This window comes from Paenibacillus sp. PDC88, assembly GCF_900106725.1.
In the GTDB taxonomy this organism is placed as follows: domain Bacteria; phylum Bacillota; class Bacilli; order Paenibacillales; family Paenibacillaceae; genus Paenibacillus; species Paenibacillus shunpengii.
On sequence record NZ_FNNT01000001.1, the window covers coordinates 593,523 to 615,460 of the forward strand.

Annotated in this window: 22 protein-coding genes; 3 read left to right on the forward strand and 19 right to left on the reverse strand. The window is 46.2% G+C overall.

What is annotated here, in order from left to right; genetic code table 11:
- Window positions 1–59 precede the first annotated feature (59 nt).
- Both BLW49_RS02645 and BLW49_RS02650 read right to left on the reverse strand, forming a co-directional pair.
- Entirely contained in the window at window positions 60–1,574 is a 1,515-nt protein-coding gene (locus tag BLW49_RS02645) for a UxaA family hydrolase (protein ID WP_076311266.1), read from the reverse strand.
- On the reverse strand, window positions 1,571–3,076 hold the full coding sequence (locus BLW49_RS02650) for a tagaturonate reductase (protein ID WP_090723021.1): 1,506 nt from the start codon (window positions 3,074–3,076) through the stop codon (window positions 1,571–1,573). The genes BLW49_RS02645 and BLW49_RS02650 overlap by 4 nt, the downstream gene beginning before the upstream one ends.
- Before the next feature lie 137 nt (window positions 3,077–3,213).
- Between BLW49_RS02650 and BLW49_RS02655 the strand changes: the two genes are divergently transcribed.
- Window positions 3,214–4,086, forward strand: a complete 873-nt coding sequence (locus BLW49_RS02655; RefSeq protein WP_076311268.1) for a helix-turn-helix transcriptional regulator — start codon at window positions 3,214–3,216, stop codon at window positions 4,084–4,086.
- 142 nt (window positions 4,087–4,228) lie between these two features.
- Here the strand turns inward: BLW49_RS02655 and BLW49_RS02660 are convergent, their stop codons facing one another.
- Entirely contained in the window at window positions 4,229–4,825 is a 597-nt protein-coding gene (locus tag BLW49_RS02660) for an HD domain-containing protein (protein ID WP_090723023.1), read from the reverse strand.
- 209 nt (window positions 4,826–5,034) lie between these two features.
- On the opposite strand from BLW49_RS02660, the gene BLW49_RS02665 reads away from it, so the two are divergent.
- Both BLW49_RS02665 and BLW49_RS02670 read left to right on the forward strand, forming a co-directional pair.
- Window positions 5,035–7,011, forward strand: coding sequence for an elongation factor G (locus BLW49_RS02665; protein WP_256209549.1), 1,977 nt, complete (start codon window positions 5,035–5,037; stop codon window positions 7,009–7,011).
- A gap of 35 nt (window positions 7,012–7,046) precedes the next feature.
- Window positions 7,047–7,721, forward strand: a complete 675-nt coding sequence (locus tag BLW49_RS02670) for a tetratricopeptide repeat protein (RefSeq protein WP_076311270.1) — start codon at window positions 7,047–7,049, stop codon at window positions 7,719–7,721.
- An 83-nt stretch (window positions 7,722–7,804) separates the two neighbouring features.
- On the opposite strand, the gene BLW49_RS02675 is transcribed toward BLW49_RS02670, so the two are convergent.
- From BLW49_RS02675 to BLW49_RS02750, 16 genes are all read right to left on the reverse strand, one after another.
- Window positions 7,805–8,851: a phosphotransferase gene (locus tag BLW49_RS02675; RefSeq protein WP_090723026.1), complete on the reverse strand. Its 1,047-nt coding sequence runs from the start codon at window positions 8,849–8,851 to the stop codon at window positions 7,805–7,807.
- 80 nt (window positions 8,852–8,931) lie between these two features.
- Window positions 8,932–9,591, reverse strand: coding sequence for a GDSL-type esterase/lipase family protein (locus BLW49_RS02680; RefSeq protein WP_090723028.1), 660 nt, complete (start codon window positions 9,589–9,591; stop codon window positions 8,932–8,934).
- A gap of 192 nt (window positions 9,592–9,783) precedes the next feature.
- On the reverse strand, window positions 9,784–9,984 hold the full coding sequence (locus BLW49_RS02685) for a hypothetical protein (RefSeq protein WP_076311273.1): 201 nt from the start codon (window positions 9,982–9,984) through the stop codon (window positions 9,784–9,786).
- A gap of 68 nt (window positions 9,985–10,052) precedes the next feature.
- Entirely contained in the window at window positions 10,053–10,478 is a 426-nt protein-coding gene (locus BLW49_RS02690) for a GNAT family N-acetyltransferase (RefSeq protein ID WP_076311274.1), read from the reverse strand.
- Window positions 10,479–10,535: 57 nt separating this feature from the next.
- Window positions 10,536–11,546 (reverse strand): BadF/BadG/BcrA/BcrD ATPase family protein, encoded by a 1,011-nt coding sequence (locus BLW49_RS02695; protein ID WP_090723030.1) that lies wholly within the window; start codon window positions 11,544–11,546, stop codon window positions 10,536–10,538.
- Entirely contained in the window at window positions 11,536–12,234 is a 699-nt protein-coding gene (locus BLW49_RS02700) for a zinc dependent phospholipase C family protein (RefSeq protein ID WP_076311276.1), read from the reverse strand. The genes BLW49_RS02695 and BLW49_RS02700 overlap by 11 nt, the downstream gene beginning before the upstream one ends.
- 83 nt (window positions 12,235–12,317) lie before the next feature.
- Complete coding sequence (locus tag BLW49_RS02705; protein ID WP_090723808.1) at window positions 12,318–12,836, reverse strand: nucleotidyltransferase family protein; 519 nt, start codon at window positions 12,834–12,836, stop codon at window positions 12,318–12,320.
- Window positions 12,837–13,066: 230 nt separating this feature from the next.
- A complete protein-coding gene (locus BLW49_RS02710) occupies window positions 13,067–13,783 on the reverse strand; it encodes a class I SAM-dependent methyltransferase (protein ID WP_090723032.1) in 717 nt (238 codons plus the stop codon).
- A 110-nt stretch (window positions 13,784–13,893) separates the two neighbouring features.
- Entirely contained in the window at window positions 13,894–14,220 is a 327-nt protein-coding gene (locus BLW49_RS02715) for a hypothetical protein (RefSeq protein ID WP_076311278.1), read from the reverse strand.
- Window positions 14,221–14,235: 15 nt separating this feature from the next.
- Complete coding sequence (locus tag BLW49_RS02720) at window positions 14,236–15,183, reverse strand: alpha/beta hydrolase (protein ID WP_076311279.1); 948 nt, start codon at window positions 15,181–15,183, stop codon at window positions 14,236–14,238.
- A 156-nt stretch (window positions 15,184–15,339) separates the two neighbouring features.
- Complete coding sequence (locus BLW49_RS02725; RefSeq protein ID WP_076311280.1) at window positions 15,340–16,533, reverse strand: ABC transporter substrate-binding protein; 1,194 nt, start codon at window positions 16,531–16,533, stop codon at window positions 15,340–15,342.
- An 86-nt stretch (window positions 16,534–16,619) separates the two neighbouring features.
- Window positions 16,620–17,330, reverse strand: a complete 711-nt coding sequence (locus tag BLW49_RS02730; RefSeq protein ID WP_076311281.1) for an ABC transporter ATP-binding protein — start codon at window positions 17,328–17,330, stop codon at window positions 16,620–16,622.
- Window positions 17,323–18,120 (reverse strand): ABC transporter ATP-binding protein, encoded by a 798-nt coding sequence (locus BLW49_RS02735; protein ID WP_076311282.1) that lies wholly within the window; start codon window positions 18,118–18,120, stop codon window positions 17,323–17,325. The genes BLW49_RS02730 and BLW49_RS02735 overlap by 8 nt, the downstream gene beginning before the upstream one ends.
- The gene (locus BLW49_RS02740) at window positions 18,092–19,063 is read right to left on the reverse strand and encodes a branched-chain amino acid ABC transporter permease (RefSeq protein ID WP_076311283.1); all 972 of its coding nucleotides are present in this window, start codon (window positions 19,061–19,063) and stop codon (window positions 18,092–18,094) included. Before BLW49_RS02740 ends, BLW49_RS02735 begins: the two co-directional genes overlap by 29 nt.
- Window positions 19,064–19,072: 9 nt before the next feature.
- Window positions 19,073–19,975, reverse strand: coding sequence for a branched-chain amino acid ABC transporter permease (locus BLW49_RS02745; protein WP_076311284.1), 903 nt, complete (start codon window positions 19,973–19,975; stop codon window positions 19,073–19,075).
- A gap of 227 nt (window positions 19,976–20,202) precedes the next feature.
- Window positions 20,203–21,912, reverse strand: coding sequence for a hybrid sensor histidine kinase/response regulator (locus BLW49_RS02750; RefSeq protein WP_090723034.1), 1,710 nt, complete (start codon window positions 21,910–21,912; stop codon window positions 20,203–20,205).
- Between the last annotated feature and the right edge of the window lie 26 nt (window positions 21,913–21,938).

Here is a 21,938-nt window from a genome sequence, read left to right on the forward strand (position 1 = left end):
ATAAGCTTCCGGCAGCTCAGAACCAGCCGGAAGCTTATTTTGGCGAATCTAACGATGTGCTACAAGATTACGCCGTCCTTAAATATGGCAATTTCACGGAAACCATGCTGTTCACTGTTCGTCTCTGCACGACCTGATGCAATATCCACGAGCTGGCTTAACAGCTGAACGGCTGCATCCTCCATGCTGATCCCTTCGAGCAGCTGCCCTGCATTATAATCAATCCAGTGCTTCTTCCTGCGAGCCAGGTCGGAATTGGTTGCGATCTTCACCGTAGGTACAGGTCCGCCAAACGGCGTCCCTCTGCCTGTCGTGAATAAAACGATGTGCGCACCCGCTGCGGATAGTGCCGTAACGGAGACCAGGTCGTTACCAGGAGCTTCGACAATATTCAGCCCTGGCTTGGTCGTCCTGTTCCCGTAAGACAGAATATCCACCACTTCTGAGCGCCCGCCTTTTTGAGTACAACCAAGTGATTTCTCCTCCAGAGTAGTAATACCTCCTGCTTTATTACCTGGAGATGGATTCTCATAAATGTTCTGACCGTGGTTTACAAAATACTGCTTGAACCCATTGATCAGCTTAACAAGTTCATCATATACCCCTTGGTTAGCAGCACGGTTCATCAGGATGGTTTCAGCTCCGAACATTTCAGGAACCTCTGTTAGAATAGCCGTGCCTCCTGCTGCTACAAGCAGATCAGATACGACACCAACGAGTGGATTGGCCGTAATACCGGAGAAGCCATCCGAGCCACCGCATTTGAGACCGATCTTCAGCTTGTATAACGGCAGCGGCTCACGACGTACATGCTCAGCCTGCTCCACCAGCTCTTCAATCAATCTCATCCCTTCGCTCAGCTCATCATCCGTTTCTTGTGCTTTGAGAAAACGCACTTTATGATGATACTCCGCAGGGATAAACGTCTTGAAATCATCGACCTGATTGTTCTCACAGCCTAGACCAATAACGAGCACCCCTCCTGCATTCGGGTGTACAACGAGTGAAGCAAGGAGCTGCTGTGTATACTTCAAGTCATCGCCAAGCTGTGAGCAGCCAAAAGGATGAGGAAAATGATATACCCCGTCAACACGTCCCTTGAATTCGCCTTCTCCCATCCGGGCCAATGCTTCACATACCTTGTTGATGCAGCCGACCGTATTAATAATCCAGATCTCATTCCGAATTCCGGCTTCGCCGTTCGGACGCAAATAACCGTCGAACGTCAGGAGATGAGCGGGCGGTGCGGGAAGCGCTTCTGGCTCGGTTTTGTCGTATTCATATTCGAGGAGTCCAGATAGACCGGTTGCGAGATTATGTGTATGAATCCAGCAGCCCGGCAAGATTTGTTCTTTGGCAACGCCGATAGAGTAGCCGTATTTGAGCACATTCTCCCCTGCCAGGATCTGCCGGGCAGCGATTTTGTGCCCCTTCGGAATATCTTCCGTCAAAGTAATGGTTGAGGAAGAATTCCGTTCAATCACTTCTCCCTTTTTATAATCACGAAGAGCAATAATTACATCATCGTTCTCCCGAATGATGGTGAAGTCCTGTGTTCGATGAATGGTGCTCATACCTCTTCCCCTTCCCATTCTCTAATCGATTCACATACAGTCTCAGTAAGTCCAGGCAGTAAGGATAAATCCTGTCCCCAGATCGTCTCCTCTGCCAGGATCTGAGTAATCACACGATCAAGAGATTTGCCCTGACCCAGCTCTGCCCAATGTCTCTCCAATCGTTCAAGATGTGCTTCATTGTCTTTAAGCAGAACGGACTCACCGCTATAGGTTACCGTCATGAATCCTTCCTCAGTCTTCACCGTCCGATACAATCGAAGCAGAGCAGCAAAGCCTGTCACAATCCGTTTGGGAAGCTCTCCGTTCTTACGGTAGTAATCCAGCATTGTTGGCATCAATCGAACTTTAAATTTACTCAAGCTGCCCAGCATAATGTCCTGCAGTCGATGATCAATGTATGGATTCATAAACCGCTCAAACACTTCACCCGCATAAACATGCAGCTCCTCCTGCGGAAGATCCAGCGCTTGTGTGACCTCCTCATAAACAGCTGTGCGCACCCAATCCCCAAGGTGGCTGTCCTCCATCGTTTCCCGAACGAAGCGCTTACCCTGCAATATACCGAGCGGTGTCATGAGCGTATGAGCACCATTTAGAATACGGACTTTTCTAAGCTGATATGGCTTCAAATCATCAGTGAAATGCACATTAAGTCCTGCCTGTGCGAGCGGAAGCTTGTCGGCAAGCGAACTGTCTCCTTGGATTGCCCACAAATGATAAGGCTCTGCACTGTTAATCAGTGAATCCTTATACCCTAACCGCTCTTCAATATCCCTGATTTCGGACTTAGAGGGTGCACCTGTTACGATACGGTCAACCAGATTGTTCAGAAATTGATTGCTGCTCTTGACCCATTCGCGAAACTCCTCCGAATATCCAAAATCTTCACTATGCATTAAAACGTAGGATTTCAATAAATCACCGTTGCCTTCAACCAGCTCGCACGGAAGATGAATTAATCCTTTTCCGGTGTCTCCTTGAAAATGTTGAAAGCGATGATGCAGGAACACGGTTAGTTTCCCGGGAAATGAATTCACTGGCGTACCCTCATGGTACTCCGACTTCTCATACACGAGTCCCGCTTCCGTCGTGTTGGATACAACAATATCCAGCTCGGGTCCTTCAGCCACAGCCAGGAATTCATTCCATTCCTCATAAGGATCAATCATATGTGACAGCACAGGAATAATGGCTTCCCGCTCTACCACTGCTCCGTTCTCAATGCCTCGGGTCAGCAGCGTATATAAACCATCCTGCTCTCTGATGTTCAGCAGCTTGTGACGACCCGATCTTCTTGGCTGTGTTACGGCGACACTACCTGTAAACAACCCTTGTATAGCGCTTTCATAAATCATCCAGTCAAAAAATCCCCTCAAGAAATTTCCTTCGCCGATCTGAAGCACCTTCACCGGCATTTCTTGAAATTTAGCCAGCTTCGCGCTGTCGGTTACACCTTCCAGCTTCCGTCCCAGTCTAGGGAGATCATTGCTTACCGCCATGGTTCACTTCTCCTCTAATCAATGACATATTGTTTCCTGATACTGATCATTGTATCATCAATATAAAGAAGTAAAATTGCTGATTTTGATAAATATATACTCAAATTTGATATTAACGGAAAATGAGGCGATTCCCTATGCGTAACTCACTGAACGCACCTGTTGATACTCGTATACCTGCGGATATCGAGCTGCCCTTCCGAATGCTCTACCATGAGACCAAGCCTTACGAGCACGAGCTTCCCGACCACCTCCATGATTGGCATGAAATGATCTGTGTTCATCAAGGACGGGGTAAAATATTTATCGATCATATGAGCCTCGATATGGGGCCAGGTGATCTGATTATTATTCCAGGTAACACCATTCATCGAATTTTTCCTGATCCGGATAATCTTCTAACCTCCACCGCCTTCTATATCAGCCCTGCCTTGTTTCACGGTATGGGAAATGAAGCAGCCTCAACTCTGCTGCTATTTGAGAGGCACCGCCAATCCAAAATCTATAAGCGGCAATTCAGCAGGCTGGAGCTAGACGATGTAAGTCAAATCATCGATCACATCTATAACGAAATGAACAGCCGCAAGTCCATGCGATCGTACTCCACGCTCCTTCACTTACAGCTTCTGCTCATCTACTTAACCCGGCTCAGCTCCGTCACAGATCAAGCACCAGCGATAATGTCCGGCCCTGAATGGCTTACTCAATCTTTATCCATTATAGAGCATAAGCTGCGTGACAAGGTCTCGCTTGCCCATTTGGCTAAGGAGGCTTCGGTGTCGCCCGCTCATTTCAGCCGCGTATTTAAGCAATTTACGGGAATGACGCCGACAGACTACATCTGTGCAAGACGGATTATCCTGTCCAAGGAACAGCTGATGCATAGCGATCAGACGATGGCCGTTATTGCCGAGAGCTGCGGGTTTGACAGTCTTCCTCACTTTTACCGCATGTTTAAGAAACATACGGGGATGACGCCGGCGAACTATCGAAAAAGTATACGGAAGTAGCTACGACGCCGATCCAACCAACTCGTACCTTTGCGAGAGGAAGCCGTTTATGGAAAGAAAAAGCCCGGAGGAAGTGAAATTCCACTTCTCCGGACTTTTTATCAGAACTGCCCACGCAATCAACTATTTGTATATACGCAGCCTATTCAGGCAGTAAGTATCCTTTTTCTACTGCCTGCTCAAGCAGGCTTGCTGCATAGTCAGCAAGTACAGGAGAGGCTTCTGCTATGACTGCGACACGTGCTTTTACTGCGCTGACGGATACCTGATGTGCTCTCCACGCTTTTCCTTCCGTATAGAAGTTATGCAGCACCGGATGAAGACGATCCATTGCCGCAGCATATTTGGCTTCATTCGTCAGCCCTTCTTCAAATTCAAGCCACAGATTCATCCACTCGCTTGCTTGTTCGTCCGGAAGTAATCCAAAGATCCGCTTGGCCGCCGCTACCTCTCTATCCCATTTATCCTCATAGCCTTTGACATCATACGCAAAGGTATCTCCTGCATCGATCTCAACCAGATCATGAATCAGCAGCATATGAACTACTTTCTTCAGATCCAGTTGATCATCAATCGCATGTTCTTTCAAGAGTAGAGCCATGACAGCGATATGCCAGGTATGCTCCGCATCATTCTCCCGCCGTGAGCCGTTCATCAGATACGACTGGCGAAGCACATGCTTAAGCTCATCAATCTCGCGAATAAATTCAATTTGTTTGGCAACTCGTTCTATACTCACTGTTACATTCTCCTTATCCTGCTCATCAATTCATATTTCATCTATGTCCTGCTCTTAAGCATACCACTCCGGGTTTATTGAAGCCAAGTTCTGAGCACATGGATAAGGTTGTCTGCTGGATTATAGCCTCTCATCATCAAACTGCTGTGGTATAATTATGTTATAAAAATGGCTGTTGCATTAGAGCTGAAATACTGAGGGGTTTGATCGTGGCTAAACATCATCGTAATGTTGGTATTTTCGCGCATGTCGACGCAGGTAAAACGACGACAACTGAGCAAATACTGTATCAAAGCGGAGTTATCCGTGCGCTGGGCAGTGTAAATGAAGGAACAGCATTCACCGATTCGCTGGACATTGAGAAACAAAGAGGAATATCTGTCAAGGCTGCGGCTACCTCTTTTGTATGGAAGGATTGTACGGTAAATTTAGTAGATACGCCTGGGCATATTGACTTTATATCTGAGGTGGAACGCAGTCTTCGGGTTATGGATGGAGCCATCCTGATCATATCCGCTGCCGACGGGGTACAAGCGCAGACGGAAACCATTTGGAAAGCACTTCGCAAACTACATATTCCTACTATCATTTATGTGAACAAAATGGATCGGCCAGCTATTTCTCTCACGGATATCATGGACAATATAACTTCACTCTTATCACCAGCGGCCTTGCCTGTTCAGCAGGTTCAGTTCGATCATGAGGTGCTGCGTGAGGCGGTATCCATTTTCACTGAAGATGGAATTGACGCTCGTGAGGAACATAACATCATTGCTGAATGGCTGGCTGATCAGGATGAGGAATTTCTGGAACGATTCATTGAGGGTGAGGAAATTCCACCAGATGAGCTCCAGGAGCGAATCGCGGCCGAAGTAAGGCATGGGAATGCTTTTCCTGTCTGTTTTGGCTCGTCTCAAAAAGGAATTGGAATTCGAGAATTAATGGAAGCCATCATCGATTATCTGCCTGGACCAGCTGGCAATGCGGATGGCCCTCTCTCGGGTGTCGTCTTCAAAGTAGAACGGGACAAATCAATGGGAAGAGCCGTCTATATTCGACTCTATAATGGGAAATTACATACTCGGGATACCGTCACCATTATGAACCGGGGCTTGGAGGAGAAAGTAACTCAAATCCGCAAACTCGAAGGAAGAAAAGCGATTGACCTCGGCCAATTTGAGGCAGGGGACATTGCTGCGGTTTACGGCCTTCATGAAGCTCAGATCGGAGACATCATCGGGAGTGAGTCATACGTTCCTCCATTGCCAGGAATGGCCGTCCCGCTGCTCACCGTTCAAGTGCACTGCAAGGACAATGCACAGTATCCTTCCCTCATCGCAGCCCTTCAGGAATTATCAGATGAGGACCCGCTGCTTGGCCTGACATGGCTCAAGGATGAACGGGAGCTTCATCTGAAAGTAATGGGATCCATTCAACTCGAGATCCTGGAGAGCATTTTGCTGAGCAGATTCGGGCTTGCTGTCACTTTTGATCCACCATCTGTTATCTATAAAGAAACGCCAGCAGCTGAAGGAGAAGGGTTCATCGCCTATACCATGCCTAAGCCTTGCTGGGCTGTACTTCGGTTTGCCATTCGGCCTCTTCCTCGTGGCAGTGGTCTTGTCTATCGCTCAGAGGTTCGTTATGACCATCTATTGGAGCGCTATCAGAATGAAGTGGCACGCCGTGTGCCAGAAGCGCTGGAGCAAGGATTGTCTGGCTGGGAAGTAACAGATCTTGAGGTCGTACTGACATATGGAGAGCATCATGTGTGGCACACGCATCCGCTCGATTTTGTAGTCGCAACTCCCATGGGCATTATGGATGGATTAGATCAAGTGAGAACGACGCTGCTTGAGCCGATGCAGCATTTTCGAATTACCGTGCCGGAAGAGAACGGCGGTAAGGTCCTTAGTGAACTGGTTCATATGCGGGCCGTGTTTGAAGCACCTTATATCGCACACGGACGATGCACCGTAGAAGGGATTATTCCGGTAGCCACATCCCTGAATTATCCGATTCAGCTTCGTTCAGAGACGAAAGGCAGCGGAATCATGACGACGAGCTACGCGGGATATCAGGCATGCCCCGAAGGCATCATTGCCACTCGTAAAAGACGGGGGGTTGATCCACGGGATCAGTCACGTTACATCCTTGCGGTTCGCAATGCCATCAGTTCGTCATAACAGTAGATTAGATAGAAATTATACGGAGGAGATTTATGAGCAAAATCTTAGGCTTTGGACTTCTGCTTTACCTTTTCGGCAATCCTTTCGTTGCTATTATCGTATTGCTGCTCATCATTTACTTTCTAGACCGCAGATTTGTCGGTGTGTTCCCAAGCCTGACCAAGCCGTATAAACGAATGCGGAATATATCCAAAAACCGCCAGCAAATCGCGATGAACCCAAATGATGTGACGGCAAAGCTTGATCTTGCGAGACTACTCATTGAACGCAAAAAGTTTAAAGAGGGGAATGAACTGCTGCGATCCATTGAAGGAGCCTATGAGCATTCGGCTGAATATTGGGATGCACTAGGGACGACGGAACTTCACCTTGGACAGCTTGAATCTGGAGAACAAAATATTCTCAGAGCGCTTGAGATCAACCCAAGAGTAAAATACGGGCAGCCTTATCTGCGGCTTGCCTCTGCTTACAGAGACAAAGAACACAGCAAGGCCCTTCGCTATGTAGAACAATTCCAGGAAATCTCTTCTTCTTCCAGCGAATCGTATTACTACCTTGGCCTGGTCTATCGTGCACTGGGACAGCCGGCTGAAGCCAAGGAGGCCTTCAATCAGTCAATTCAGGTCTATCGATCTCTGCCGAAGTACAAGAAGCGCCAAGAACGGCGCTGGGCGGTGCGCAGCCTATTCCGCAAAATGATGAACTAATTTATTGCACTTCACTAGTAAATGTTCTATACCAATTACAATCAGCTGTACTCCAGAATTGTGGAATACAGCTTTTTTCTTGTCTATTTCGATGGATTCAAAATGCTTGCCAGTTGATCTCTATTCTTGTCCATCCATTTCATTCGTGCATACAGTTCCTCCAATTGCCGCTCCACTACAGCATATGAGTCTATGCCCTTTCTCCACCTGGATATGAAGTGCATTACAACATCAAGCCGGCGAAGCAGAATCAGCAGCGGTATTACCGCTCTCTCGTCCTCTCCTAACTCAATCACCGAAGTGAAGCCAGATATGAGTGCAATACAATTCTCCCACATCTCCTCTTCCTCATGACCCAGCATATCCGATAATGGAACAGCCAGCTCCATGACTCTCGCATCAAGCGTCGCAAACTCAAAATCCAGAATGGCATAAATTTGACCTTGATCATTCTCCAGCACATTAGAAGCATTAAGATCACCGTGAACGATTTGATGCGGCAGCTGATCGATGAAACGAAGGGCTTCAAATAGCTGAGCAACTGACTCTGCCATCTCCTTCATCTGATGAGCTTGATGCTGAAAGACCGGATCAGGCTGATTGAGAAAAGAGAGCAGATATGCAGGCGGGCATTCCGGATACGAAATATCAAGCCTATAATAAGGCGGATATACGGGAGTATGGGTCAATTCTACACGCGATAAGGCAGCAGAGAGCTGACCCGCCTGTAGACCGAGCTGTTCATACTGCTGAGGTGCTGTAAGCTCTGGATTCCGGCCTTCTTTATATCGAAATAGAGCCGCTATTTTACCATTACAATAAGTAATTGTGTTCCCTTGCGGTGTATGTACTAATTCAGGAATTTCAAATCTTCTCTCTATTCGTGATAGAGAATCAAGCACCGCATGCTCATACAGAACCTTGTCTTGATCCTGATGTGATTCATACAGCCTGAGCACATACTCTTGGTTCCTGATTCCTAATCGATAGGATGAATTATTCATTCCACCACGAAGTCGGGTAATGCTTGGCTCTGCTGCTGCTTCATGATCGGGTCCAGCGAAATAGCTGCTCCATATGTCCTGAAGGATATGAAGTTCATCATCCTGTTTAGGCTTGTCCATACTCATACATCACTCTCTCCTTATGTTCAGGCACTTCCTGTTGGGAGGAACACAAGCTGCAATACCTGTGCTCCCCTTTACTCCTATTACTTCCTTCGAACACTTATATTTCCTATCGATGCTAAAGGATCATAACCCAGTCTAGCAAGCTGGTCATCAATGACACGGTAGCCCTTGCTGCTTGGATGCACTTGATCAATAAACAGCAGCTCGCGCTCTCTCCCCTGAAAAGCTTGTAATAACGGAGCTGTGGCAATATTCTTGCTCGTAAAGCCTATCAAAAATTCATTATACTGCCTCACAAATTGATATGCTGCTTCACTTCGCGGCAAAGGATTATATAGTCCGATTAGACGAATAAAGTAGGGATGTGATTTCTTCTTGAGCTGTCGAATCTGAGAAATAATATCTGACACATGCTTCTCACAAGACTCAAGCGTTTCAATCAGCACTGGGGATAGCAAATTCCCTCTAGCTGAACGCGCTGCCCGAATCAGATCGTTACCGCCTATCGAAATCGTAATCACATCGGCCTCTTTAATTAAATAGCGCAAGTGCTCATCATATTTTACCATGGACAACAGTCCTCGTGAGGTTAATCCATTCACTCCTCTATTGCTGACAAGCACCATGCTGCCTAAATGATATTCTAGTTTTTTTCGGTAGAGAGGTACAAATCCGCTGCCAAACAATGCACCGATTCCAACGGTGAGTGAATCTCCAAGGGCTAAATATCGGTACACCATATGATTTCCCTCCTTTTATTTTGCTGCTGATCTATTCTAGCTTATGGTGGAATTCAGGCTTTTGGCACGGCAAGTTGTCCTTGAGAAGGCTTCCTTCTCACAAAAAAACACATACGAACGAATCGAATAAAGGCTCCGAAACGTTCAGCATGTGTTCTCTTAATAAGAAATGAATTCTTATGAATATAAAGCTTAAATGAAATAAGCAGCAATACTTCCGACCAGCATGCCCCCGATAAAATAGACGCCGCTCTGAGGAAATTTTACCTTGCGTAATTCAGCATACACAACGGCAAGAAAGAGCACGAACATAATGAGCTTCAGCCACAAAACTAAAAAAGGAACCGCTAGACCAAGCAATAAACCTATGATTCTGTACACTGCTGTTGACAATATACTCTGCTCCTCGCTTGTGAGTTATCCTTCAAACACTGCTAATGCTTCCTTGTCTGCAACTAGGCTTATTCCTCTTCCTCTGTTTCAAAGACACAGCGGAAGCGTTCAACCCCAGGATACTTCTCTCCCAGGCTGTAAACGACAAAGCCCACATTGCGATAAAAATCAACCGCTTCTTCGTCGGTTTCCGCCATAACCGTCTCAGGCTGAAGACTGCTGATCATTTCTGAGATAATTCCGCGGCCATATCCTTTTTCCCGATTCTCGGGAAGTACAGCCAAATGCTTAATCATCACTTTACTCCCATCCTGCTCAAGTCCGATGAGTGCAACGAGCTGTCCTTCATCTTCTAGTCCGAGCAGCTGCGCGGAATCATTATCTTTATACATCGCAAGTGCTGCTTGAATATGAGATTCTTCTGGGAGTGTCGAATATCCGATCAGCTCCTCTACGATGGCATCATGTATACGATCTTTAATAGAAACTAACAAAATGAAATCCTCCCTGTCCTAATATCCTTAACTATACGTACTTTAGGACTTTTGGCGTTAGATTTCAAGTTTATTGATATTATACGGCTGCCCAAGCTTATTCATCATAGAGTCAGTTGTTCTTCTGCCCACTGCTTCATAGGCCATCATGACAGCACCAATATCACTTGGGAGCCTCTGTTCAACGTATACGAACTCAGGATCCGTCTCATTTTTTATTCCGCTGCCGCTCTTCAATTGTGCAAGTACGGCCTTCTTCATATAGGGTGAAGTAATGCAGCTTCCGCTGAATGATACAAGAATTTCAGATGCGCGGAACGTAGCACCGATCAGCCGGATGCCGACGGCTGTTTGTCTAGCTGCCTCGTTGCATATGTTGACAGCCAGCGGGATACCGGTGTCAGCGGCTTCTGTAATGAGATGTGCCATATCCCCGAGCATCCGGTTCTGGCTGCGTTTGTCCACTCCATATCCGCGGAGAGCCAGCTCAGCCAGCTCCTGTGTTGATGAGCATCCTAAGTGCTGAAGCATTAGGCCGACTAAAGGCAGGTCAGCTTCTTCATAATAGCCGGAGATAATCGCATACACCGTTTCATAGGTTATGAATCGGGCTGCGACACGGGCGTAATGGGCAAAGTCATCATTTCGCACCATTCTGCCTTCTTCATTTATACCGAAAATAAGGGATCCTGTTCCTCCAATCGCTACAATTCCCGGACGTCCTAAAAAAATGGATCGATGGGCAGCCAGCGTATCATTAACCACCTGACCATGAGTGGAGATTCCTAGCTCATGAAGAACCTCCATTGCCCACTTCTCGTCTCCAGGCTGATCTATCCCAGCGAGTGCGGCCGTAATCGAAGCGACATGTTCCAGCTGTCTTCCTGCTGCACTTAAGGCATCAAGAATACCGGTGCGAAGATGCTCTTCCGCCTGTATATTGTGCAGGCGATTCGTACCGCCTTTGCGCACCTGAGCCAGAATCTGTCCTGTAAAGTCAGCAACCGTGACTCTTGTATAGCTTCCTCCTCCGTCAATTCCGATCACGATGTTATCTCTATTGTTCATGAATTATCTCCTTATAAGTAAGCTGATCATTCTCACTTTGCGCTTGCCAGGAGGGGAGCAGCCAGCTCAGTTCCTCAGCCGTATCCTGAATGAACTGCTCCACACGTTCCACATCCATGAATCGAAGGGTACGGGGCTTGACGGGTTCTTCCAGCTTCCTTAATATCTCAAACCTATAATCATCGACTTCCTCCATGGTAACGAGGGCTCCCATTGATAACGCAGGAGCGACCTCCAGCGCCTCCAGTAAATCCTTGGTTTCCGGATGTATATCCATAAGTATGTATTCCAGCTGCAGTACATCGCGCTGGTATAAGCTCTGAAACGATCTAATCTGACTGTACCAGCGGTAAACAATGAATCGCTGTACGTAATTCTCTATCCCTTTGTATACCGTTTCTGCCCACCTCACATCTGCATACAAGTGCGCCGCATATCCCAATAAATATTCATTGTATTCTTCTCCCAAGCTTCGGTCTGCATGAGCCGCATGGAACAGCTGAATATCTCTTACTCTGGGTAGCACACCTTCAGATGGACAGGAATGACTCGCCCACTTCATCTGTTCATTCGCGCCCTGTCGAACTCGAAAAGCGTTGGGTGCGATACTGCCAAGTACAAAAGACGGTGAGGGCCGCCCTTGCTTTACCAGATGGGCAATCGTTAAATGAACCATTGGCCAAGGCATAATAATTCCCCACTTTTCCCCTTTTTTATTATTGCTGTCTCTCTCTTGTTTTCTTATAGGTGGGTTCGCTATAATGCATCAAATCAGCCGTGCAAAATTAACAAAGGCCAGTGATCCAGCCACTCCTTCTCAAACACTCGCTGCTTAAACAGCCCGGTATGAAGGAAATAGGGACTTTGCCTGACATTCATTTCAAACAGATCTTGAAGACCAAATGGGCTGACAATCTCCATTTCATCCTGATCATTCAGTCTGATGGCCACGGCGGTTGCGGTTTCGGGCCAGTACCTCATTGCATCCTCTACCGATTGGTATGGAGTCGTCCGATTGTTGTATTCATGCATACGTGCCTGATTCTTCACCTGCCAGTTGCGCCTGATCTGGCCGGATTCAAGCTGCTTCTCATACTGCTTGTCTACCCAATCATCCGTCTGGTCAGGGTCGTAATAGATGACGTCAATATCATGAAGGGGTGTATATTGTTTGTATTCATGGAGTACATCCCAAACACGGTTGCGGACATATCCTGCAGCGATGCAGCCCTGAGGAAGCCCTAATTCACGAACACGCTTTAGATCATCCATCACCTGAACATCCTTCATGATCTGATACAGCTGCTCTTCATAGCTTAAATTCAAAATTCAATTCCCTCCTTGCTATATAAATTATAGTCCATATGTTCATAGGCATTCAATGAATAGTTTGTGCTTTTTTTACATATTAGAATAGGTTCAACTCAAGTGATCTTTTGATGAGGCTGGCTGTATAAATAGATTAATTAGCGTAACTAAAAAGCAGCAGATCGTCTGCTGATAACAACCTGCTGCATACTTTATTCTGACCGCTTCTGGGCTGCAAAACGGATCAGCTGACAGCGGAATTCAGTGGACTCATCATATTTTTGTTCAGGAATAGCTTGTGTAACTCGCTCTGTGAATAATATTTCCCAGTCTTTGTATTGATCTGCAAGTATTTCTTCAGCATGCAAGGTAGGCAGATTAAGCTCAATCAAGGGTTCTCTAGGCCTATGATCCTGAATTGTCACTTCCTCTACATTCGTGCTCATCGTGATCAGATTGATTCCTCCGAGCTTCGTGCCCTCCTTCATTCTCCGAATTACTTTGCTTAGTGCCTCCTCAGAAGACAAGTGTTCAAGACAGGAACACGCGGCGATGTAATCATACCGATTCTTTCTCATCTCATAATGTTCAATATCTGCTTGTTCAGCTGATATCATATGATCTACCTTATAATCTTTAGCATGTTCAACCAGGCTTTGAACAGCCTCCTCCAGCAGATCAACAGCAATCAGCTCACTGCTTGTTCCTTTTAGTTTTTCCGCCATGGCGATCGTATTTCTCCCCGCACCAGCTCCGAGATCCAGTATGGTCAAGTCCTGCTTCAAACGCATTAACCGCGCAAGACTATCCATGACAACCGGCATTGGACCGGCCATCCAAGTTCCCTCTTCATAAATATCATGCTCTTGATAAAATTGTTTATGGTAATTCTCTTCCATTTTACGAGCTTCTTCAAATTGTCTATCCATCGAGTAGACACCTCCGTTATCGTTCGTTGTAGGATGTATTTACTCTTTAACCCATTTACAAACTTCTAATTCAGCATGGAAAAATATCTACCATACGAAAGAATGTCCCTTTATAGCCAGCCAAAATAAACGATAGCCCAAACCACAGTAACGATCAGACCTCCGGTTACCATCATCTGACCTACGTCCCGGCGATATTCATCGTCGTGGAACAAGAGAAATGTCCCCACTAAGATAGCAATGGGCGATAATACAATGGTCAGTATGACCAGCAGAACAGCCGAATATCTATCCACATAGAATAACTCGTCACCTGGCAGCTCGTTGATGTCCAGCGACTTTTGTTTCTTTACGGCCAGCTCACCGCAGTTCTTACATTTAAAGGCATGTTCGTCAAGTGGTTCCCCGCATCCCGCACAACTACGCTTTTGATTCATAATAACCCCCTCCCTTTAGACAGCCTCTTCTTTTTTCTCCAAATACTTGGCCAGGAAATCCCGTACGGCCTGCTTGTAACCATCCGGGTCAATAACAAATGCGGTTCCATGTGCAGCATGGGGAACGGTGAACAAATATTTGTCTCCACCACTGTGTTCATAGAGCTCATATACCATGGTGGTAGGCACGAAATCATCCTCTTCCCCATGAATATATAGAACAGGCAGCTGCGTTTTTTTTACTTGCTCCAGAGCAGATGCCTCTTTAAAGCCATAGCCTGATTTCAGCTTGGTGTATAGGCTTGTCAGCGGGATAAATGGAAAAGGAGGCAGCTTAAACATTTGCTTCAATTGATAAGTTAACTCTGCATGGACGGAGGTATATCCACAATCCGCAATGATCGCCTTTATTTGTGGAGGCAGCTTCTCTCCGCTCGCCATCAGAACGGTTGCCGCACCCATGGATATGCCGTGCAATATAACTTCACTGTCCGCACCTGTCCGCATTATAACGGTCTGCATCCAGTCGATATAGTCCAGTCGGTCATGCCATCCAAAGCTGATATAGTTACCCTCACTCGCCCCATGTCCACGATCATCCGGCATCAGCACATTATAGCCGAGTTCTTCTACATAGAATTTGGCAAAGGCAGACATGTCATAGCCTCTTCCCGTATAGCCGTGAGCCAATATAACCGTTGTGTTTGTGTTGGTTTCTGCTTCAATCCATGTGGCCCTAAGCTTCAGCCCGTCGAAGGAGGTCAGCTCAAGCTCCTCTCTTTTCTGCGAACGGATCCAGGCATAATCAGGCCCGGAAGAAACAACTTGATCACCGGCTGCCTGATCTGCATTTCCCGCCAGGAAAGCTTTTGGCGCACGTTTAACAGCCATTTTATAAAAGTGTGATACGATAACTGCCATGATAGCAATGACAACTAGAGCAACAATAACAATCCACCACATTCCAAACTCTCTCCTTATCCAAACGATCTATCTTTCTGTCATATTCACTCTATAACGACTTTCCATTTTATACAATGCCAACACCTAAATATGAAGTATAACAAAATAAACAGCCGGACTGCCTTATTGGCGTCCGGCTGTTCAACGTGTTCCTGCTTACGGATTCACTTTGGTTACAAAGGTTTGTTTACCATCCACATATTCAAGCACCGCTGCTGATTTAACGGGATCATGAAATTCATTAAGCGTTACAGTTCCGGTAGCCAGCTGCAGATCTGTCGTTGATGCAAGTGCGTCCCTCACCTTCTCCGGCTCCGTGGAGCCGGCACGGGTAAGGGCATCGGCAAGCAGCTTCACTGTATCATAGCCGAGCGCAGCAAAGCCATCGGGCGCTTCGTCACCATTTGCTTTTTTGTAAGCATCCACAAAGGATTTAACTTCCGGCGCGGTATCTTCTGATGAATAGTGATTGGAGATATACGTATTGTTCAGCGGGTCTTCACCTGCAATTTTCACAAGCTCAGGTGAATCCCAGCCGTCTCCGCCTAGGAAAGGAACCGTAATGCCAATTTCCCGCGCTTGCTTCACAATCTTACCAACCTCTTCGTAGTAGCCAGGCAGGTAAATTACATCCGGGTTCTTATCCTTGATCCGAGTGAGCACAGCTTTAAAGTCTGAATCTTTCTGAGCATACGATTCTTCAGCTACAATTTCTCCGCCAGCTGCCGTAAAGGTTTCTTTAAAGGAGGCCTGTAGACCCTTGGAGTAATCACTCGTCGTATCGGTATAAATAACTGCGGTGGCTGCATTTAATTCATCCTTAGCAAATGAAGCCATCACCTGACCTTGGAATGGATCAATAAAACAAGTACGGAAGATCCAATCGTTGACTTTCCCAGTTCGTTCATCGACTGTAATCTTGGAGTTCGTTGCGGAGCTTGTTATCATCGGAATTTGCTTTTCCATAGCGATCGGCACAGCACCGAGAGTGTTAGTGGAGGTTGATGGGCCTAGTAACGCAACAACCTTATCACTGGTAATCAGCTTCTGGGCAGCTCGTGTTGATTCCTCAGGCTTAGATGCATTATCAGCCTCCACTAGCTCAAGCTGCTTGCCGAGCACTCCGCCAGCTGCATTGATCTCTTCGACAGCTAAGCGAATTCCTTTGACAGATGAATTTCCAAAGGTGGATTGTCCTCCGGTCATCTCGTAGTTGGTACCAATCTTGATTGTGCCCTCATTCTCATTCTCACTCTCAGCACGGCTACCTGATTCTCCGCCGCTGCATCCGCTTAAGAATACTGCTGAAATCAATACTGTACTGAGTAGATTAAACCACGGTTTCCGCATCGACAATACACTCCCCCGTATCGTTTATTTTCCTATCTATTTGCCAACTGGTAGAAGAGGCATCCTAGCTTATAGGTTCCCTTCTCTCAGATATGACCTCCCAGATAAGCAAGCTTGATCTCATCGGAATCAGCGAGCTCCGACGCTTCTCCTTCTATGACGACCTTCCCGGTCTCCAATACGTAAGCACGGTCCGCAATCTTGAGGGCTTGGTGAGCATTTTGCTCTACCAGCATTACGGTCGTTCCCGCTGCGTTAATCGTCTGGATCACCTTGAATATTTCTTTTACAAGAAGTGGAGCAAGTCCCATTGATGGCTCATCCAGCAGCAACAGCTTCGGTCTTGCCATAAGTGACCGTCCAATAGCCAGCATTTGCTGTTCGCCTCCGGACAAAGTGCCCGCCATCTGCTTCTTGCGTTCAGCAAGTATGGGGAAGGTAGAGTATACATTCTCGATATCAGATCGCAGCTCTTTCTGATCCCGCTGCAGAAATCCGCCTAGCTCAAGGTTCTCCTCAACCGACATATTCGCAAAAATTCTTCTTCCCTCTGGGCAATGAATCAGGCCTTTCATTGTAATGTTTCGGGGAGATTGTCCTTGAACAGCCATCCCCTGAAAATGAATGATTCCCGTTCTTGGCTTGATCAGTCCAGACAAGGTCCTGAGCAAGGTCGACTTCCCGGCACCATTCGCGCCAATCAGGGTCACAATCTCTCCTTCGCTGACATGAAGATGTATATCTTTTAGAGCATGAATGGCTCCATAATATACATTCAAACCCTCAATGTTAAGCATGGCCTTCCTCCTCAGCGTCCTGACCCAGATAAGCTTCAATGACTTGTGCAGAGGTACGTATGACTTCCGGTGTACCTTCTGCTATTCGCTCTCCCCGGTCGAGTACGTAGATTCGATCACATACATTCATGACAAGTGACATGTCATGCTCAATCAGAAGAATACTCAGTTTATAGTTGTCCTTAATCCACTTAATCAGTGTCATGAGCTCCGCTGTTTCCTGAGGATTCATCCCCGCCGCGGGTTCATCCAGCAGCAGCACCTTTGGACCTGTCGCGAGCGCTCTTGCAATTTCCAAACGCCGCTGTTTCCCATAGCTCAAATTTCCAGCAAGTTCATGTTCACGATCCTTGAGATTGAAGATTTCAAGGATTTCGTTTGCTTTTTTATTGATCTCCTTCTCGCCCTTGAAGTGCATGGGCAGTCTGAACATCGAGGACACAGCAGAATGCCTGGCATGTTGATGGAATGCCATCTTAATGTTATCCACAACACTCATTTGACCGAACAAGCGGATATTTTGAAAAGTCCGAGCCGCTCCCTTCTGATTGATCTGATAAGGCTTTAGCCCATTCAATTTCTCACCTGCCAGATGAATCTTCCCGGCAGAAGGCTCATAGACACCGGTCAGCAGATTAAACAACGTAGTTTTTCCTGCTCCATTAGGGCCAATAAGTCCAACCAACTCTCCTTCAGCCATGTACATAGATACATTGTTCAAAGCCTGCAGACCGCCAAAGGTTCTACTTACATGATTCACTTCAAGAAGAATGGGTGCCGGTGTGCTCATTCTCTGCCTTCCCTCCTCTTTTGTTTAAAAAATCAAATGAAAACTCCCTTGTTCCAAGCAGGCCCTTCGGCCGAAAAATCATCATCAGAATAAGCAAGGAAGAATATATGACCATCCGAATCTCCGGATAATCCTGAAGTAGAGTAAATAATAAAGTCAGCACAATCGCACCAATAATCGCTCCCGATGTACTGCCAAGCCCTCCCAGCACGACCATGACGAGAATTTCAAATGATTTAAGAAAGTTAAAGCTGCTCGGGTTAATTACGTAAAACATATGAGCTGACAACGACCCGGCAATTCCTGCAAAGAAGGCACCGATCACAAAAGCCATGATTTTATAGAGTGTTGTGTTGATACCCATCGCTTCTGCGGCAATTTCGTTCTCACGGATCGCTATACAGGCTCTACCATGACTCGATCTTATAAAATTGTTGATAAGAATGGTGGCAGCAAGCATGGCCGCAAATACCCATGTCCAAGTCGTTTCACTTGGAATTCCACTGAGACCTGAAGCGCCTCCTACATATTCCGTGTTAAGCAAAATAATCCGAATGATCTCTCCGAACCCAAGTGTAGCAATCGCTAAGTAATCCCCCTTCAAGCGAAGAGTCGGTATCCCAATCAATAAGCCAAATATAGCGGCCAAACAACCTCCCAGCAGCATGGCAATAAGAAACGGCATGTCAAAATCAAGCGTCATAATCGCCGACATATAAGCGCCAACCGCCATAAATCCGGCATGCCCAATTGAGAATTGGCCTGTAATTCCATTGATTAGATTTAATGACACACCTAGGATGATGTTGATACCAATCAATATGAGTGTGGATTCTGCTACGTCATTCAACACCCGAGACGATAATAAGACTTGAATTACACCGTAAATGACGAGTGAGAGAACAATTCCTAACCAGAACGAGCGTCTTTTTATGGTAAGCATGAATCCCACCTACACTTTCTCGCGGGTGTTCTTGCCGAACAGTCCGGATGGTTTGAAAATAAGAATAAGGATCAGCACAGCAAAAGCAACCCCGTCTCTCCAAGAAGAAAAACCGATAGATGAAACGTTGGTCTCAATTGTTCCAAGCAGTAAGCCTCCAACGAGGGCACCAGGAATGCTCCCAATACCTCCAAGAACTGCTGCTACAAAGGCTTTCAAGCCCGGAATAACTCCCATTAACGGATCAACGGCATTGTAGGTCATACCGAAGACGACACCACCTGCTGCCGCAAGCGCGGAACCTATTGCAAATGTTGCTGATATGGTCCGATCCACATGAATGCCCATAAGCCTAGCAGCTTCCAGATCATAGGATACTGCTCGCATGGCTTTGCCAATCTTGGTTTGATGCACAATATACTGAAGAAGTATCATTAGAATAATGGTGATAACAAAGATCATGATTTGATTCGTATCCACTTGGACGTCACCGAATAGTGTGAATTGATGTTTAGGAAGAATTTCGGGGAAACCTTGAGCTTGAGGGCCAAGGACGAGAATGCCGCTATTTTCTAGAAGGAACGATACACCGATCGCAGTGATCAGAACGGCTATACGAGAAGCATTTCGAAGAGGCTTGTATGCGAGTCTCTCAATCAGCATGCCGAGCAGAGCACTGATCCCCATGGAGAATACAAGAGAAAGAAGCAGAATAATGACAGGAGGAAGGCCTGCTGCCGCAAATAATCGGGCACTGTACAAACCGATAAATGAGCCGACCATAAAAATATCACCGTGTGCAAAGTTGATGAGCTTAATGATGCCGTATACCATTGTGTAGCCGAGTGCAATGAGAGCATAGATACTTCCAACAGATATTCCATTAATGAATTGCTGAATAAAATACTCCATCGCATGAGCACCTCTTCCTCAAGTTAGACAATATCCCATTCGCTTACAGCAAGAGCACGATGTTCAACTTTATTTTGTTAGATATAGTAACACATAGTGTTTATATATGTCACCATTAATATCTTTTTATTACATAATGAATGTTTTTATGTTAATTATCGTCACACAAAAATGAGGTATTCCACTAAAGAATACCTCACCATTTGATAACAGTCATGAAGAGTCGATCACAAGTGCTTCTCCATTGCTGTGCACGCTTCCAGATAAGCAGGCATCAGCCCCTCAAGCAAGCCATCTATTGAATCCAAGCAGCCTGACTTAGCTGCCTCCTCTATTGCTGCAAACAAGGTAGACAAATAATGGATACCCAGACTTAAACTGCTGGATTTCAAATCATGTGAAACTTCAATTGTACGGCTGTAATTTCTGTCCTTTACATATTGAATCAGCCGATTAATTTTGTCAGGTGTATCATTTTGATACATTTCGAGGAGTGTCGATAACAGTTCACTATCCTGATCATCCCCGAGGTCCATTAGCTCAGCCATCGTTTCTTGATTTAAAATTTGATCATCCCTGCCTGTAATCCATCGCTGTATAATCTCCTTCAGCGCATCCAGAGAGATCGGTTTAGCGATGTAATCGTCCATACCTGCCTGCAAGCACTTGTCTCTCTCGCCAGGAAACACATTGCCTGTAAGAGCGATAATCGGCGTATGACGCTTCATCTCATCACGCTCGATTTGGCGTATTTTCTCCGCTGCCTCAATCCCGCCGAGCTTCGGCATGAGGTTATCCATCAAAATAAGCGAGTACGGCTTACTTAAATATGCTGATACGGCTGCTTCTCCGTTCTCTACCGTCTCCACATTGGTAATGCCCAGCTTTTTTAGCTGCACGAGCACGACTTTGCGGTTGATTCCATTATCCTCTGCCAGAAGAATCGGATGTTGTATTTTAGATTGTTCTGCTCTATGCAGCGAATTCGTACGCCGCATACTATATGTCGCAGCCTCGCTTGCCTCTCCTGTTACCTTCTCTGATGGAAAGCTGACTTCAATCCAAAATGTTGAGCCTGCATCCTGTTCACTGATTACACCAATCTTACCTCCCATAAGCTCAACAAAGGATTTGCAAATGGACAGCCCAAGTCCTGTTCCGCCATGCTCTGACTTCTGCCCTTCTCTTGTTTGTGAGTAAGGCTTAAACAGCTTGTCCTGCTCCGCTTGGGATATGCCTATACCATTATCCGTTACCTCGATACGTAATCTCTGCTCTTGTTCCGTTTGAGACAAGACGATGATGCGGATTCGAATCAAACCATTTTTGGTGAATTTGTTCGCATTGCCCATTAGGTTCGTAAGCACTTGAGTCATCCGTGCTGTATCACCTGCAAACCGTTCGAATATAGAGCTGTCAATATCGGCAACAATCCGATTACCTTTGTCTAATGCTTTTTGGGATAATAGAAGAGTTACATGCTTAACGATGGCTCTTAGATCCATTGAAGAAGGGTTAAGCTTCATTTCGCCAGCCTCTAATTTGGATAGATCCAGCAAGTCATTGATAAGATGGAGTAGTATATGAGAAGATTCCTGAATGACCGACACAGACTGTCTCTGCTCCTCCGATAGCTCGGATAAGGAAAGCACTTCAGCCATGCCTAAAATTCCATTTAGCGGGGTTCTAAACTCGTGACTCAGAAGTGCAAGAAATTCCGTCTTTGCTTCATTTGCATGCACGGCATCCTCTCTTGCCTCTGCTAATCTCAAATTGTTCTTTGTCAGCTCACGCTGAAGTGTTACCAGCTCGTTATTCATGCTTGAAAATTCTTGGAGCAACCGCTGTTCCTGCTCCTTGCTGCGGATGATTTCTTTATTCAGATCCTCAATGAGGTGCCGCAGTCTAGTCATCTCTAAATCGTGATCAGAATTCATAATATCCCTCCTTTATACGTTCATCT